Raw genomic sequence first — 14,617 nt, 5'->3', positions numbered from 1 at the left:
CGTAGAGTCTCTTAAAGCATGAAGGCAATGCGCCAGTTAACGCTCACATGATCCGGGCCGAGCCAGTCGGGGTAGTGCAGGGGCGTACCGACCGAAATCTGGCTGCTGTACCAGCGCCCTGCGCTGCTCAGCCCCACCGAGCCTCCCCATAACGTGCCGGAGGCAAAGCGGTCCTGACGGTCTTTTTCCAGCCAGCCGCCGTCAACGGCGACCGTTGCGCTCACCGCGCCAATCACCGGAAGGGTGAAGAGGGAGTACCCCAGCTCGTTACGCCAGTAGCCGCCGTTATCCCCGGACAGGTACTGCTCTTTAAAACCGCGCACGGAGCTTTCGCCGCCGAGCGTCAGGCGCTCAGAGCCGTACAGCCGGTCGGGCGACCACTGGCCATAGGCGCTGGTCAGCCACCAGGCATTACGGGTAATCGGCCGCTGGAAGCTGGCGTTCAGACTCCATTTGCGGAATTCCGCACGCGGCACATCCCCGGACTTATCTTCGTCGGTTTCGGCACTGAACCACGGCATGCCGTGGCTCCAGGTCGGGTTGAAGGTCGCCACGCCGCCCAGCATTTTTTGCGTGTGCGTAATGCCCAGTACCAGGCTGGAGAGGTTGCGCGTGCTGCTCTGAAGCGGCGCGTCGTTGAGCCAGTTGCGGCTGGATCGCTGAACCACGCCAGCCGCAATGCCGGTTTTCACCTCCCCGTTGCGGAAGACCACCCAGGACGCGTTAACGCGGTGGGTTTTCGTATCGCCCGTGGAGAGCCAGTTGAATCCCTGGTTACTGATGGTGGTCCGGTAGTTACTCCAGGCGTAGCTGTAGTCCAGCAGGCCGTAGCCAAACGGCACGCTGACGCCCGCCTGGAAGTTCTGCGCATCGTACGCGCTGGCAAAATCGCTGCTGCGCCCGCCGCTGACAAACCATTTATCCGCCAGCCCCAGCATATTACTGGCGGTGAGCACGCCATTCAGCTGGTTTTCACCGGTGCTCTTCTGCCCGCTATTATCCAGGCTTACCGATACACTTAAGGGAAATTCCGGTTTTGCCGTGAGATTAACGATGGAATATCCGGCCTGCGTTCCCGGAAGAATTTCAATCTGAACCGGTTCGGCACGCAAACGGTTAATTTGCTCCATGCCCTGTTCGATGTCGCGTAAATTAAGGATGCCGCCCACCCGTCCCGGAAACGCCATTTTCAGCATGTGCGGCGTTTCGCCTTCCAGGCGGATCGCTTCCAGCCGTCCTTCCAGCACCACAATATTCAGCTGGCCGCCGGAGAGATCCTGCTCGGTAAGAAAAGCGCGGCTGGTGATATATCCCCGGCTGATATACCAGTCAGAAATATGGGCGAGAAGCTCCGTTATTTTCGCCATATCCAGACAGCGGCCCTGCCACGGTGCGACAAGGGCCTGCCGGGTTTTCGGGGAAATGAGGGTCGCACCGGAAAGGGTAATGGTATGAATGGTGAAACAGGGCCCGGAGCCGGTAACAGGCAGCGGTCTGGCGGGCGCGGGGCGAGGAATACTCCGCTCCAGCTCCTCACGCTGTTGCTGGTTCTGTAATAAAAGCTGCTGCTGTTGCTGTTGAATGGAATCGCGATCGGCTGGAGACAAGGGGGCAGCGTTAGCGCTCGCTGAAAAAAGCGCAACCGATAAGATAAAAATAATATAATTTGCTAATGAAATTATTCTCTTTTTTATTTTATTGCTATTCATCCATGCCACAAAATTATTCGAAATTAATATTTTCGAAATATAAGAGCATTCTTAATGCGAGTATATCTAATTTGCGTTAGGGCTCATCAAATAAAATATTTTTTTAGAAAAATGAGAGGCCGATTAAGAAAAAATAATAAATTATTTAACTAAGCCTTAAATCTTGAGTTAGCCAAAATAAACTAGCTGTGAAGACGAAAGGTTTTTCTCCATTCCGCAGGGCTCACCCCAAAACGAGCCTTAAACTGCTGTCGCCAGGTGACGGCGGAATTAAATCCCACCAGCTCAGCCACGCGCTCAATCGGCATATTTCCGGCTTCAAGCAGGATCTGGCTGCGCCGCAGGCGTTCGGCGGTCAGCCAGTCGGCGACGCTCATCCCCGTAGCGTTAACAAAATGGCGGGTCAGGGTGCGGCGGCTCATCGAGACGACCTCCGCCAGCGAGTCCAGACTATGTGGTTCGGTGATGTGCTGCTGAAGATAGTCGATCAGGCAGTTAATGCGTCCGTCGCGGGTATCTTTGGGTACCGGCTGGGCGATGAACTGCGCCTGACCGCCCTCGCGGTGGGGCGGTACAATCATCCGGCGGGCAATCTGGTTGGCGACCACGCTGCCAAAGCGCTGGCGAATGATATACAGGCAGCAGTCCAGTGCGGCGGCAGTCCCGGCAGAGGTAATGATATTGCCGTCATCCACATAAAGGGCATTAATATCCAGTCGAACGTTCGGGAAGAGGGACTGAAACTGACGTTCGAACTCCCAGTGGGTGGCCGCACGCTTACCGTCGAGAAGACCCGCCCAGGCCAGCACAAACGACCCCAGACACAGCCCGACGATTTCTGCGCCGTTGTCTCTCGCCTGCACCAGGCTGTCGAGCAGCGACTGCGGCGGGCGTTCAAGAACGTGCTGCCAGTAGGGAACGACAACAATATCGGCCTGCCCAATGGCGGTAAAATCCTGCGTGGCGTTGAGGGCAAATCCGTCTTTTGAGGTGAGGAACCCCGGCGTTTCGGCGCAGATCGTCACGTTAAAGCGCTTTTCTCCGGAGACCGAGTCGCCAAACAGAATGCAGGGAACGGAGTAGTGGAACGGGCTGAACCCGTCTACCGCGACAATCGCGACGTTGACTAGCGGCATTTGTCTCTCCTTTCCCTTTTAGATACTCAGAATATAACGGTTTCGCCATCCTGGGGAATGCTCACTGCGTCACTCACCTGGTTGGCTTCAACGTACTCACGCAGCGCGCTGCGGGTTAACAGGCAGTGGTTAATGGCTTCCATATGGCTCGCCACAATTTTGGCCTGCGGCAGCAGGAAATGGACGTTAAGCACGTCCTCCTGCCCCATAATAATGGGCCCAAAGCCAATGACGTGAGCATAGCCGGCGTTCAGCACCACCACGTCCGGCTGGTGCTTTTGCAGATCGGCCGCCACTTCGTCACGCCAGACGGTATCCCCGGCAATGTAGAGCGTCTTCTCATCAGGATGGCGGAGCACCACGCCACAGGCCTCGCCCAGCCGCTCCGCCAGTTCGGGCACCGCGTATGCGCGATCGGTACCGTGCTGGCCGCCGTGGGTCTTCGCAATTCGAATCTCGCCGAAAGTGGTCTCGTCGGTCATGACCGTCAGGTTGCTAAACCCCTGGCTGCGCAGCAGCGCGGCGTCACGCTCGTTTTGTACGTAAATGGGTTTGTCTTTGGCGATCAGTTCCGCCGCGGCGCGATCCCAGTGATCGTCATGAGTATGGGTGACGATCACCGCGTCGGCGTCCAGCAGCGTGTTGACGTCAACGGGGAGCTCGACAGTCGGATTACGGCGTTCGGCATACGCAGTGCCGAGAAAGCCCGGGTAAGCCCCTTTAGGGGCCAGCATCGGGTCGATTAAAAGACGTTTTCCGGCGTAGGTAATCAGCTGGGTGGCGTTGCGAATGTGGGTAATGTTCATGGGCTATCCTCCGGTTGGTGTGATAAGGAGGATAGCCAGCCGTCTCAGCTGACGCTGTGGGTTAAAGGGCGATTACCGATGGAATCGGGCCAATTTAAGCAACCCTTTTTCCATCAGATTGTTACCAGCCCGGCACCGCCCCGCCGTTAAAGATCGTCTCCGCCGCTTTCGCCACTTCAGGCGACTGATACGACTTGATAAATTCCTTCACGTTCTCCGCGTCTTTGTTCTCTTCGCGCGTCACAACGATGTTCACGTACGGCGAGTTTTTGTCTTCGATAAAGACGCTGTCATGCACCGGCGACAGCCCGGTTTGCTGGATATAGGTAGTGCTGATGATGGCGACATCGACTTTCGGGTCGTCCAGCACGCGCGGCAGCTGCGCCCCTTCGAGCTCCATGATTTTCAGCTGTTTAGGGTTGGCGGTAATATCCAGCGCCGTTGGCAGCAGCCCGGTGTCCGGCTTCAGGGTGATGAGCTTCTCTTTTTGCAACAGCAGCAGCGCGCGGCCCAGGTTTGTAGGGTCGTTTGGAATGGCAATGGTCGCTCCGTCCTTCAGGTCAGAGACGGATTTGATTTTGCGGGAATAGCCGGCCATCGGGAAAACAAAGGTGTTCGCCACGGCCACCAGCTTGTAGCCATGCGCCTTGTTATCCTCTGCAAGGAACGGGCGATGCTGAAAGACGTTGGCATCCAGTTCCCCCTGGTTGGTGGCATCGTTAGGCAACAGCGAGCCGCTGAAGCCTACCAGCTCCACGTCCAGGCCATATTTCTCTTTTGCCACCTTTTTGGCGACTTCCGCCACGTCCTGCTCGGCGCCGTTGATGACGCCGACTTTAATGTGTTTGGCATCGCTGCCACTTTGATCGCACCCTGCCAGCAGCAGGCCAGCCAGTACCAGAGCACCCAATCGACGTTTCACAAGACAGTTCCTTTTGCTGAATGTTGTAGTGACTATATCGACAACGAGGCGGTGAAATAAAAACCGAAAAAGAATCAATAAGAAGGATAAGTTATATGCGGGTATAGCCGGGTGGCGCTGCGCTTACCCGGCCTGCGGATTCAGAGCTTAAAGGGCTTTCGCCAGGTAATGTCGCTGCATGCCCGGATAAGGATAATCCTGCAAAGACATTTGCAGCTGGTACCCCTGTTTTTCATAGAACGGCCGCGCCTGGAAGCTGGCGGTATCGACCAGCGCGTGCTTGCAGCCTTTGCGTCTGGCTTCCTCTTCGGCCGTTCTGATGAGCTGACTGCCAACGCCGGATCCGCGCACGGTCTCGCTCACCCAGAGATAGTCGATATTCAGCCAGTCGCCTTTTCGCACACCGATTAACCCGCCCAGCATGGCGCCATTATCGTCACGCACGTAAACGCCAACGTCGCAGCTAAAGGTCGCCATATCCAAAAATTGCGCGTTGTAGGCACGCAGCCCAACGAATAACTCTTCTTTTTCCTGCTGCGTAACCGTATTGGTAATGCTCAGTTGCATGACGTTCTCCCTGTTTTTGTGTGCTGTTTGACTATCTCACAGATACTTTACGGAGAAAATTCATACTTTCGGCTGGCGTCGCTACACTGAATGTAACGATATATTTCATGGGAAGCCTGTGACGTCAAAAGGGGGTTGTTGATGAAAGCTGCACACCTTGTCTGCCTGCTGGTTTGTCTGCTGTTCGCCGCGTTTGTCCATGCTCAGGAAAAGGACGATCCCGTGAAAGAGGCGCAAATAAAGCAGCAGGTCCTTAAAGATATTAAGAAAACCTGTACGCCACAGAAAAAGCAGAGCGATAAAGCCTGGCAGGAGATGATTTTGTCGTCCGAGGCTAATCAGCTGTTAATCAAAAATGCCATTACCGCCGTGAAGCGCGACAACCTGGATGCCTACTGGGGGGCGATTGGTCAAGTGGATTGTATGGAAGATTATTGAATGCTGCTTGCCGGGTGGCGCTACGCTTACCCGGCCTGGAAAACATGTTTAACGCTTACGCACATCCGGAATAATTAAATCTCCGCGCAGCACATACGAGCCCAGCATCTGCGTTTTCTCCGTCAGCCAGCCCACAATGCGCGCCGCCATGGCATCCATGGAATATTCAATCGCCGGGATCACCGGAATACCCGGCAGGTGCAGCGATCCGGCAAGGCTAAAGACCATGATGTCGTCCGGTACCGATTTATTAAACGCCTGCAGCTGCGGGATCACCCGCTGGGCTTCCTGCTCGTCCGCCACCAGCAGCGCGTTGAAGTTCAGCGTGCTGGCGTTATTAAGCAGCTCCTGCAGCGCAACGGACGAAGACGTCGCGTCCATAAAGACCAGGTTGCGATTAAAGGGCAGGAAATTTTTCTCCAGCGCGTGCTTGTAGCCGAGCAGCACCTGGTCGGCAAAACCGCTGCCGTGGGGGTGGATCAGCGCAATCTGGCGACGCCCCTGGCTGGTGAGATAGTTACAGGCAGTTTCTGCGGCAAAAGCGTGATCGAACTGGATGCTGTTGGAATTATCAGACTCCATGCAGTCCACCAGAATGACGTTGTCCATGTCGACGTCCAGCGGGAAACGGGCGCCGATCACCAGGATGTCATCACAAAGCCCGCAGGAAAGTTCTTCAAGGGCGTTCATCACTTCCGCTTTACCGTGCGCGAAACGCAGCAGCAGGTGTTTTTGATGCTGGCTGAGCTGTTTTTCCAGCGCGTACAGATAACCGGTGGTCTGGTTAATATTCTCCTGCGCGCAAATGACCCCAATGCAGCCCGTCGACTGGCTCAGCAGCGACTGGGCAATCACGTTGGGACGATAGTTCAGCTCATCCACAGCTTTCAGAACGGCCTGACGGCTGGCTTCCTTAACGCCACGCGACCCACTCAACACTCGCGAAACCGTGGCTTTAGACACCCCGGCAAGACGTGATACATCATTGATTGTCGACATCTCTTTCCCCTGGCAGGCTTACCTCGCGCCTGCAAATTCCATCACCGCTTCGGCTCACATTATAGCCAGAACGGAGTATATCCGTTTCCGTTTTTCATGGAAACCGATTTTCCGTTTCCACTCCAAATGATGTCAAAACAGCCAAATTATGTGACGCACATCGGGTTAATTAGCCTCATAAGTAAGGGATATTGATGGTTGTCACACTTCTGTCTTTTATGAATGGAAACCGGTTTCCGTATAATGTCCAATCATCCTCGCAATAACTTTTTACATTTAGAGGATGGTTGTCGATGTTCAAGATTATGCTGTGCTGCTCTGCCGGGATGTCCACCAGCCTGCTGGTCAGCAAAATGGTCGATGTCGCGAAAGAACGTGGTTTGCCGGTGAAGATTGATGCGTACGGTGTTTCCGAATTTGATACGCAGTTTCCGCAATACCAGGTTGTCCTTCTCGGACCGCAAGTGAAATACATGTTACAGACACTCTCAGACAAGGCGGCGACGCATGGCATTCCGGTGCAGCCCATCGATATGATGGACTACGGCATGCAGCGTGGCGATAAAGTACTGGACTATGCTCTGTCGCTCATCGAAGCGGCACACTAAAAGGTGTTCACATGAGTTCGTTATATCAATCCATGGTCGCGGTGATTGAGCAGTCAATTACCCCGCTGGCCGCGAAGCTCGGCCAGCAAAAGTATGTGATTGCCATCCGCGACGGCTTTACCGCCGCGCTGCCGTTCATGATCATCGGCTCGTTTATGCTGGTGTTCATCTTCCCGCCGTTCTCGGCGGATACCACCAACAGCTTCGCCCGCGGCTGGCTGGATTTCTCCCAGACCTACCGCGAGCAGCTGATGCTGCCGTTTAACCTCAGCATGGGCGTGATGACTTTCTTCATCTCGGTGGGGATTGGGGCGAGCCTGGGACGTCAGTTTAACCTCGACCCGGTGATGTCCGGCCTGCTGGCCTTTATGGCCTTCCTGCTGGTCGCCGCGCCGTATGCCGACGGCAAAATCTCGACCCAGTATCTCTCCGGTCAGGGCATCTTCACCGCGCTGATCACCGCGATTTACGCCACCCGCGTTTACGCATGGCTGAAGCAGAACAACGTCACCATTCGTCTGCCGAAGGAAGTGCCAACCGGCGTGGCGCGCTCGTTTGAGATCCTGATCCCGGTGATGGTGGTGATCGGTACGCTGCACCCGCTGAACCTGTTCATTGAAGCGCAGACCGGGATGATTATCCCGCAGGCGATTATGCACCTGCTGGAGCCGCTGGTGTCCGCGTCTGACTCGCTGCCAGCCATTCTGCTCTCCGTGCTGCTGTGCCAGATCTTCTGGTTCGCCGGTATCCACGGTTCGCTGATTGTCACCGGCATCATGAACCCGTTCTGGATGGCCAACCTCTCGGCAAACCAGGCGGCACTGGCAGCAGGCGCGGCGCTGCCGCACGTCTACCTGCAGGGCTTCTGGGATCACTACCTGCTGATTGGCGGCGTCGGCTCCACACTGCCGCTGGCGTTCCTGCTGCTGCGCAGCCGCGTTACCCACCTGCGTACCATCGGCAAAATGGGCGTGGTGCCAAGCTTCTTTAACATCAACGAACCGATTCTGTTCGGCGCGCCGATCATCATGAACCCGATGCTGTTTATCCCGTTCGTGTTCGTTCCGCTGGTCAACGCCTGTCTGGCGTACGCGGCAACCAAGCTCGGCTGGCTGGCACAGGTTGTGTCATTGACCCCATGGACTACCCCTGCACCGATCGGCGCCTCGTGGGCGGCGAACTGGGCGTTGAGCCCGGTGGTGATGTGCCTGGTCTGTATGGTGATGTCCGCGCTGATGTACCTGCCGTTCCTGCGCGCCTATGAGCGTACGCTCATCAAAAACGAAGAGCAGAAGGCCCAGGCAACCGTCGGTGCCGCTGAGACCGCCAGCAATTAAGTCAAAGAGGAAGAGTCATGAAATACGCATTTCCCGATAACTTCTGGTGGGGCAGCGCAAGCTCCGCTCTCCAGACGGAAGGGGCAAGAGAGGGTGAAACCACTTGGGACTACTGGTTTGCCCGCGAGCCGAACCGTTTTCACAACGGCGTGGGGCCACAGCAGACCTCCACGTTTTATCAGCACTGGAAAACGGACATTCAGCTGTTGAAGCAGCTGAACCACAACAGCTTTCGCACCTCGATTAGCTGGGCGCGCCTGATCCCCGACGGTATCGGTGAAGTGAACCCGGACGCGGTCGATTTTTATAATCAGGTCATTGACGAGCTGAACGAACAGGGCATCACGCCGTTTATCACTCTGTTCCATTTCGACATGCCGATGGCGATGCAGGAAATAGGCGGCTGGGAAAACCGCGACGTGGTGGACGCGTACGCACGTTACGCGCAGATTTGCTTCGAGCTGTTCGGCGATCGCGTGCTGCACTGGTTTACCTTCAACGAACCGATCGTGCCGGTGGAAGGCGGTTATCTGTACGACTTCCACTACCCCAACGTAGTGGATTTCCGCCGGGCGGCCACCGTGGCGTATCACACGGTGCTGGCCCATGCGAAGGCGGTGCAGGCCTACCGCGCCGGGCACTACGCGGGGGAGATCGGCATCGTGTTGAACCTGACGCCGTCGTATCCGCGTTCGCAGAACCCGGCAGACGTGAAGGCGGCGCACGTTGCGGATCTGATGTTTAACCGCAGCTTCCTCGACCCGGTCCTACGCGGCGAATACCCGGCGGATCTGGTGGCGCTCCTGAAATCTTACGACCAGCTGCCCGCCTGCAAGCCGGAAGACGGTTTCCTGATTGCAGAAGGGAAAATCGACCTGCTCGGCATTAACTACTATCAGCCGCGTCGCGTGAAGTGTCGCGACAGCGCGGTGAACCCGCAGGCGCCGTTTATGCCGGAGTGGTTCTTTGATAGCTACGAGATGCCGGGCCGCAAGATGAACCCCTACCGCGGCTGGGAAATCTACGAGCCGGGTATCTACGATATTCTGATTAACCTGCGCGACAATTACGGCAACCCTCGCTGCTTTATTTCCGAAAACGGCATGGGCGTCGAAAATGAGCAGCGTTTTATTGAAAATGGTCAGATTAACGATCAATACCGCATCGAGTTTATTTCCGAACATTTAGCCTGGCTGCATAAAGGGATTAGCGAAGGGTGTAATTGTCTTGGCTACCATATGTGGACGTTTATAGATAACTGGTCGTGGTGCAACGCGTATAAAAATCGCTACGGATTTATCCAGCTCGATTTAGAGACGCAGAAACGCACCATTAAGAAAAGCGGGGAGTGGTTTGCCGCCACCGCGTTAAATAATAGTTTTGAAAAAGAGTCATGATTATGATCGCATTAGAAGAAGCCGTAATGGAAATTATCGTCAATGCCGGGCAGTCCCGCAGCCTGTGCTTTGAAGCCCTGCACGCCGCGCGCCAGGGCAACATTGACGAAGCCAAAAGCCTGCTGCGCGAAGCCGACGGCTACGCGCGCCAGGCGCACAAGATGCAGACCAAACTGATCGAGCAGGATGCGGGCGAAGGCCGTCAGCCGATGACGTTAATCATGGTTCACGCGCAGGATCACTTAATGAATTCCTTATTAGCGCGTGAATTGTCCGAAGAAATTATTCATTTATATCAGAGATAGCCTATGTCGAAATAAATTAATGTAACACCTCTGTACCTAAAACTAGAAATCCACTTGTTCTGATGATAGCGACATATTCTGTCAGATCGGAGCGGGATGGTTATTGTCTGAATAAAATTAAACTATATTGAGATAACCATGAATACGATTAAAAAACTTCCATTAACCATGGCGGTTATCGCCGCGCTTTGCCCAATTTCCGTGCTCGCACAGGAATTCACGCAGGAACAAATCGACGCCATTGTGGCGAAAGCGGTGGATAAAGCCCTGGCTGAACGTCAGGCCAAAATGGATGCTGCCGTCGCGAAAAAAGCGGACGTGGTGACCGAGCCGCAAAGCGCGGCGCAATCTCCGGATATGGCGATTCCGTTTGGGGTTAAATTTACCGGCTACGCCCGATACGGCGCGCACTTCCAGGCCGCCGATCAGAAATACGTGGCGGTGGACGGTTCATACAACGGCGCGTCCGCCATTGGTCGTCTGGGCAACGAAGGCAACGGCGGGGAATTCCAGCTTTCCAAGGCCTTTAAAGGCGAAAACGGCGCCATCTGGGACATCAACGTGATGATCGACCACTGGGGCGACGAAGTTAACCTGAAAAAAGCCTACGCCGGGGTGACCAACATTATGGCCTCCAACCCGAACGCCTATTTCTGGGCCGGTCGTGACTTCCACCAGCGTCCGCAGCAGGGCATCAACGATTACTTCTGGATGAACCACGACGGCCAGGGCGCCGGGGTGAAGAACTTCGACATCGGCGGCGTGCAGTTTGACGTCGCCGCCGTGGCGGCGGTGGAATCCTGTAGCCCGGAAGTGATGGAAGATGAAGCCAACCCGTCGCGCATCACCTGTACCGGCGGGTCCGGCACGGGCGACAAAGGCAACTACGCCGCGACCTCAAAAATCCACGGCATGAAGCTCGGACCGATCGACATGGAGCTTTACGCCAACTACGGCTTTGACTCCAAAGCGGTGGAGAGCGACGAACGTCTGAACGCGTGGCAGGGCGGCGTGGTGCTGAGCCACACCAACGACAGCGGCGTGAACAAGGTGATTGCCCGCTACTCCGATAACGCGGACAACAGCGTGTTCAACAAAACCGAGGATCTGACCACGGTCTACGCCAGCTTCGAAGGGCTATACAAATTCACCCAGGCCACGCAGGTGGAGTATATCCTCGCCTTCCACGACTACGACAACAGCCGCGATAAGACCGACAACCGCAAGAACTACAACGCCATCGTGCGTCCGATGCACTGGTGGAACGACGTTCACTCCACCTGGCTGGAAGCAGGCTGGCAGCACGTTGACTACGACAACGGCGGCGACAACAAGGGCTGGAAGCTGACCCTGTCGCAGAACATGTCTATCGCCATGGGGCCAGAGTTCCGTCCGATGCTGCGCTTCTACGTGACCGGCGGCAAAGTGGATAACGCACGCACCGCGCGCGTGAACAACACCAAAGACGAAACGCTCGACGACTTCAACGTCGGCGCGATGTGGGAGGCGTGGTTCTAGTACAGCGCCGTTTGTTTCGCCCGGCGGCGCTGCGCTTGCACGGGCCTACAAGGTTTTGTAGGCCGGGTAAGCGTAGCGCCACCCGGAAAGATCCCATGTTATGCTAGAAAAAAACCAACATAACAGGGGAGAAAATGGGTTCTACACGTAAAGGGATGCTGAACGTCCTGATCGCCGCCGTTTTATGGGGCAGTTCCGGCGTTTGCGCGCAGTACATCATGGAGAAAAGCCACATTTCTTCGCCTTACCTGACCATGGTTCGCCTGCTGTTTACCGGCGTGATCCTGCTGACGCTCTCCTTCGTTCACGGTGACAAGATTTTCTCGGTCATCAAACATCGCATAGACGCCCTCAGCCTGCTGTTTTTCTCGCTGGTCGGCGCGCTCACCGTGCAGCTCACCTTCCTGCTGACGATTGAAAAATCCAACGCCGCGACCGCTACCGTTCTGCAGTTTCTGTCACCAACCATTATCGTGGCGTGGTTCGCGCTGGCGCGGAAAAAGCGCCCCGGCGTGTTTGTTTTATCCGCGATTGTGACCTCGCTTGTCGGGACGTTCCTGCTGGTGACCCACGGCGATCCAACCTCGCTCTCCATCTCGCCAGCCGCGCTGTTCTTCGGCATCGCTTCGGCGTTTGCCGCCGCGTTTTACACTACCTATCCGTCAACGCTGATTGCCCGCTACGGCACATTGCCGATTGTCGGCTGGAGTATGTTGATTGCCGGGTTAATGCTGACGCCGTTCTACGCCGGGCGCGGGACGACCTTCGTCATTGACGGCAGCCTGCTGCTGGCGTTTTTCTACCTGGTCGTGATCGGCACCGCGCTGACGTTCAGCCTGTATCTGAAAGGCGCGCAGACGATCGGCGGGCCGAAAGCGAGCATTCTGAGCTGCGCCGAGCCGCTGAGCAGCGCGCTGCTGTCGGTGGTGTTGCTGGGCGTGGCGTTCACCCTGCCGGACTGGCTGGGGACGCTGCTGATCGTGTCGTCGGTTGTACTGATTTCGATGGATTCAAGAAGACGGGTGAGGACATCGGCGTGATCTACGAATAATAGTGATAGCGGCACATTAAAATAGTAAGAGCGCTATCTGACACCCCGTAAACCAGACGATCGGTATCATTGATTCGACGGGACCAGTATCCGGAAAGGTTACCTTTAAGGGGTTCCGGCTTACCCAGGCCATCGAAAGGTTGACGCTTCGCATCTTCAATCAATTTATTGATTCTGCGAAGCGTTTTCTTGTCCTGCTCCTGCCACCACAGGTAATCATCCCAGCCGTTATCAGTCCAAATCAGTAGCCTGGTCATCAATCAGATCCCTCTGCGTGGTTTTTCCGGTATTTGCCTGTGCGATTGACTCCATCAGTCGGCTGGCGTTAGCAGGCGAACTCATCAGATGGATGGTTTCCATCATCGAGTTGTAGTGCTGCAGAGACATAACCACCGCGTCACCCCCGTTTCGGCGGCTAATGATGGTTGTCTCCACGTTGTCATTCACGTCGTCCAACACATCTTTGAGTCGGCTTCGTGCTTCGGTAAACGTCACAACCTGCATATTCCCTCCTGTACAAGTTACGGTACAAGTATATCGATGAAGTGACTATTTATCAATCAACGTGCTTTAACCTTGCCCGCCACCAGCAGCGCGGTCAAAAGCATCAGCGCGCCTGAAATCACCAGCGGTGACGTCAGCCCCAGGTGGTCGAGCGCCACGCCGCCAATCGCCGCGCCGCAGGTGTTTGCCAGCTGGATCACCGCCACCTGAATCGACCCGGCTTTTTCAGCCTGATCGGCAAGCGAGCGGGTGATCCACGTCGACCAGCCCACCGGCACCAGCGCAAAGGCAAAGCCCCAGATAATCACAATGGCAGACGCGACCCACTTATCGCTGCCCCACAGCACCAGCACCGCGGCGCTTGCAGCCAGCACCAGCGGCGCACCCGCCAGCGCCACTTTCAGGGAGCGCTTCAGGAACTGGGACGAAAGCGAGGTACCGACAAAGCTGGCGATACCGAAGCTCAGCAGCACCAGCGTCAGGCCGTCTACGTCAAAGCCCGCCATGGTCATAAACACCGGGCGGATATAGGTAAAGAAGGCAAACTGCCCGGCAAAGGACATAAAGATCGCGGTCATCCCCGCCAGCACGCCGGGACGCTTCAGCAGGCTAAACATGTTCTGTTTGTGGTGCGCCGCTTCGCCAGGCAGGGACGGCAGCGCCTTCCACACCCAGATAACGCAAAGCACGCCCATAACCGCCGCCGCATTAAAGACGTTACGCCAGCCGATAATCCCGCCCAGGAAGCTGCCCAACGGCGCGGCAATCACCAGCGCGATGGAGACCGCGCCAAATATGACGGACAGCGCTTTCGGCACGGTGCGCGCAGGCACCAGGCGCATGGTGAGCGAGGCGGACATCGCCCAGAAGCCGCCGAGCCCCAGACCAAGACAGGCGCGACCGAGCAGCAGCAGGGTGAAGCTTTCCGCGAAGGAGACCAGCAGGCAGGAGAGCGTCAGCAGCACGCTGAACAGAATGACCACTTTGCGGCGGTCGATGGTGCCAATCACTTGGGTGATAAACAGGCTGGCAAACATCGCCACAAACGCGGTGACGGTAACGGACTGCCCCGCCACGCCTTCGGAAATGCCCAGGTCCTGCGCCATCGGTGTCAGCAGGCTCACCGGCAGAAACTCAACGGTAATCAGGCAGGCGACGCAGAACGCCACGGAGAAAACCGCCGACCAGTTGGGGCGTGAAACCTCTTTGATCTGCGGTCTGGTCGTGGGCTGGATATGTTCTGTCATGGCGTCACCTGAAGATAAAAACGTGCGGAAAAGTCGCGCAGTTTATCATCAAAAGTGTGACGGATTTAACGTT

The 14,617-nt window shown here is 56.1% G+C and carries 16 protein-coding genes; 7 read left to right on the top strand and 9 right to left on the bottom strand.

Features of this window, described 5'->3' with window-relative positions:
* Positions 1–11: 11 nt before the first annotated feature.
* From FOY93_RS00270 to FOY93_RS00250, 5 genes are all read right to left on the bottom strand, one after another.
* Positions 12–1,709, bottom strand: coding sequence for a ShlB/FhaC/HecB family hemolysin secretion/activation protein (locus FOY93_RS00270; RefSeq protein ID WP_143344464.1), 1,698 nt, complete (start codon positions 1,707–1,709; stop codon positions 12–14).
* 182 nt (positions 1,710–1,891) lie between these two features.
* The gene (locus FOY93_RS00265) at positions 1,892–2,845 is read right to left on the bottom strand and encodes a GlxA family transcriptional regulator (protein ID WP_127729054.1); all 954 of its coding nucleotides are present in this window, start codon (positions 2,843–2,845) and stop codon (positions 1,892–1,894) included.
* 26 nt (positions 2,846–2,871) lie between these two features.
* The gene (locus tag FOY93_RS00260) at positions 2,872–3,651 is read right to left on the bottom strand and encodes an MBL fold metallo-hydrolase (protein ID WP_136195869.1); all 780 of its coding nucleotides are present in this window, start codon (positions 3,649–3,651) and stop codon (positions 2,872–2,874) included.
* Between the two features lie 121 nt (positions 3,652–3,772).
* Complete coding sequence (nlpA, locus tag FOY93_RS00255) at positions 3,773–4,573, bottom strand: lipoprotein NlpA (RefSeq protein ID WP_136195868.1); 801 nt, start codon at positions 4,571–4,573, stop codon at positions 3,773–3,775.
* Between the two features lie 147 nt (positions 4,574–4,720).
* A complete protein-coding gene (locus FOY93_RS00250) occupies positions 4,721–5,140 on the bottom strand; it encodes a GNAT family N-acetyltransferase (RefSeq protein ID WP_143344463.1) in 420 nt (139 codons plus the stop codon).
* A gap of 141 nt (positions 5,141–5,281) precedes the next feature.
* Between FOY93_RS00250 and FOY93_RS00245 the strand changes: the two genes are divergently transcribed.
* A complete protein-coding gene (locus tag FOY93_RS00245; RefSeq protein WP_136195867.1) occupies positions 5,282–5,578 on the top strand; it encodes a YicS family protein in 297 nt (98 codons plus the stop codon).
* A gap of 48 nt (positions 5,579–5,626) precedes the next feature.
* Here FOY93_RS00245 and FOY93_RS00240 read toward each other — a convergent pair whose 3' ends face one another.
* The gene (locus FOY93_RS00240; RefSeq protein WP_115876739.1) at positions 5,627–6,577 is read right to left on the bottom strand and encodes a LacI family DNA-binding transcriptional regulator; all 951 of its coding nucleotides are present in this window, start codon (positions 6,575–6,577) and stop codon (positions 5,627–5,629) included.
* 293 nt (positions 6,578–6,870) lie between these two features.
* Between FOY93_RS00240 and FOY93_RS00235 the strand changes: the two genes are divergently transcribed.
* The 6 genes from FOY93_RS00235 to FOY93_RS00210 all read left to right on the top strand — a co-directional run bounded on the left by FOY93_RS00235 (position 6,871) and on the right by FOY93_RS00210 (position 12,782).
* Entirely contained in the window at positions 6,871–7,185 is a 315-nt protein-coding gene (locus tag FOY93_RS00235) for a PTS sugar transporter subunit IIB (RefSeq protein WP_032644367.1), read from the top strand.
* Positions 7,186–7,196: 11 nt separating this feature from the next.
* A complete protein-coding gene (locus FOY93_RS00230; protein WP_023309840.1) occupies positions 7,197–8,522 on the top strand; it encodes a PTS sugar transporter subunit IIC in 1,326 nt (441 codons plus the stop codon).
* 17 nt (positions 8,523–8,539) lie between these two features.
* Positions 8,540–9,919 carry a glycoside hydrolase family 1 protein gene (locus FOY93_RS00225; RefSeq protein ID WP_143344462.1) on the top strand — a complete coding sequence of 460 codons (1,380 nt, stop codon included), beginning with the start codon at positions 8,540–8,542 and terminating at the stop codon, positions 9,917–9,919.
* 2 nt (positions 9,920–9,921) lie between these two features.
* Positions 9,922–10,224 (top strand): PTS lactose/cellobiose transporter subunit IIA, encoded by a 303-nt coding sequence (locus FOY93_RS00220; RefSeq protein WP_029741865.1) that lies wholly within the window; start codon positions 9,922–9,924, stop codon positions 10,222–10,224.
* Between the two features lie 138 nt (positions 10,225–10,362).
* Positions 10,363–11,742: a carbohydrate porin gene (locus FOY93_RS00215; protein ID WP_047649991.1), complete on the top strand. Its 1,380-nt coding sequence runs from the start codon at positions 10,363–10,365 to the stop codon at positions 11,740–11,742.
* Positions 11,743–11,876: 134 nt separating this feature from the next.
* Positions 11,877–12,782: an EamA family transporter gene (locus FOY93_RS00210; protein WP_143344461.1), complete on the top strand. Its 906-nt coding sequence runs from the start codon at positions 11,877–11,879 to the stop codon at positions 12,780–12,782.
* A gap of 1 nt (position 12,783) precedes the next feature.
* Here the strand turns inward: FOY93_RS00210 and FOY93_RS00205 are convergent, their stop codons facing one another.
* Genes FOY93_RS00205 through nepI form a run of 3 tightly spaced genes read right to left on the bottom strand, consistent with a single transcriptional unit; the run spans position 12,784 to position 14,544 of the window.
* Positions 12,784–13,050, bottom strand: coding sequence for a Txe/YoeB family addiction module toxin (locus tag FOY93_RS00205; protein ID WP_041911701.1), 267 nt, complete (start codon positions 13,048–13,050; stop codon positions 12,784–12,786).
* Positions 13,025–13,297: a type II toxin-antitoxin system Phd/YefM family antitoxin gene (locus FOY93_RS00200; protein WP_041911702.1), complete on the bottom strand. Its 273-nt coding sequence runs from the start codon at positions 13,295–13,297 to the stop codon at positions 13,025–13,027. The genes FOY93_RS00205 and FOY93_RS00200 overlap by 26 nt, the downstream gene beginning before the upstream one ends.
* Before the next feature lie 56 nt (positions 13,298–13,353).
* Positions 13,354–14,544: a purine ribonucleoside efflux pump NepI gene (gene nepI / locus FOY93_RS00195; RefSeq protein WP_143344460.1), complete on the bottom strand. Its 1,191-nt coding sequence runs from the start codon at positions 14,542–14,544 to the stop codon at positions 13,354–13,356.
* Positions 14,545–14,617: the final 73 nt, after the last annotated feature.

The sequence above is a fragment of the Enterobacter sp. 18A13 genome (assembly GCF_007035975.1).
Lineage (GTDB): Bacteria > Pseudomonadota > Gammaproteobacteria > Enterobacterales > Enterobacteriaceae > Enterobacter > Enterobacter vonholyi.
Note: the sequence above shows the minus strand (reverse complement) of the source record. Positions and strands in the feature narration are given on the sequence as shown.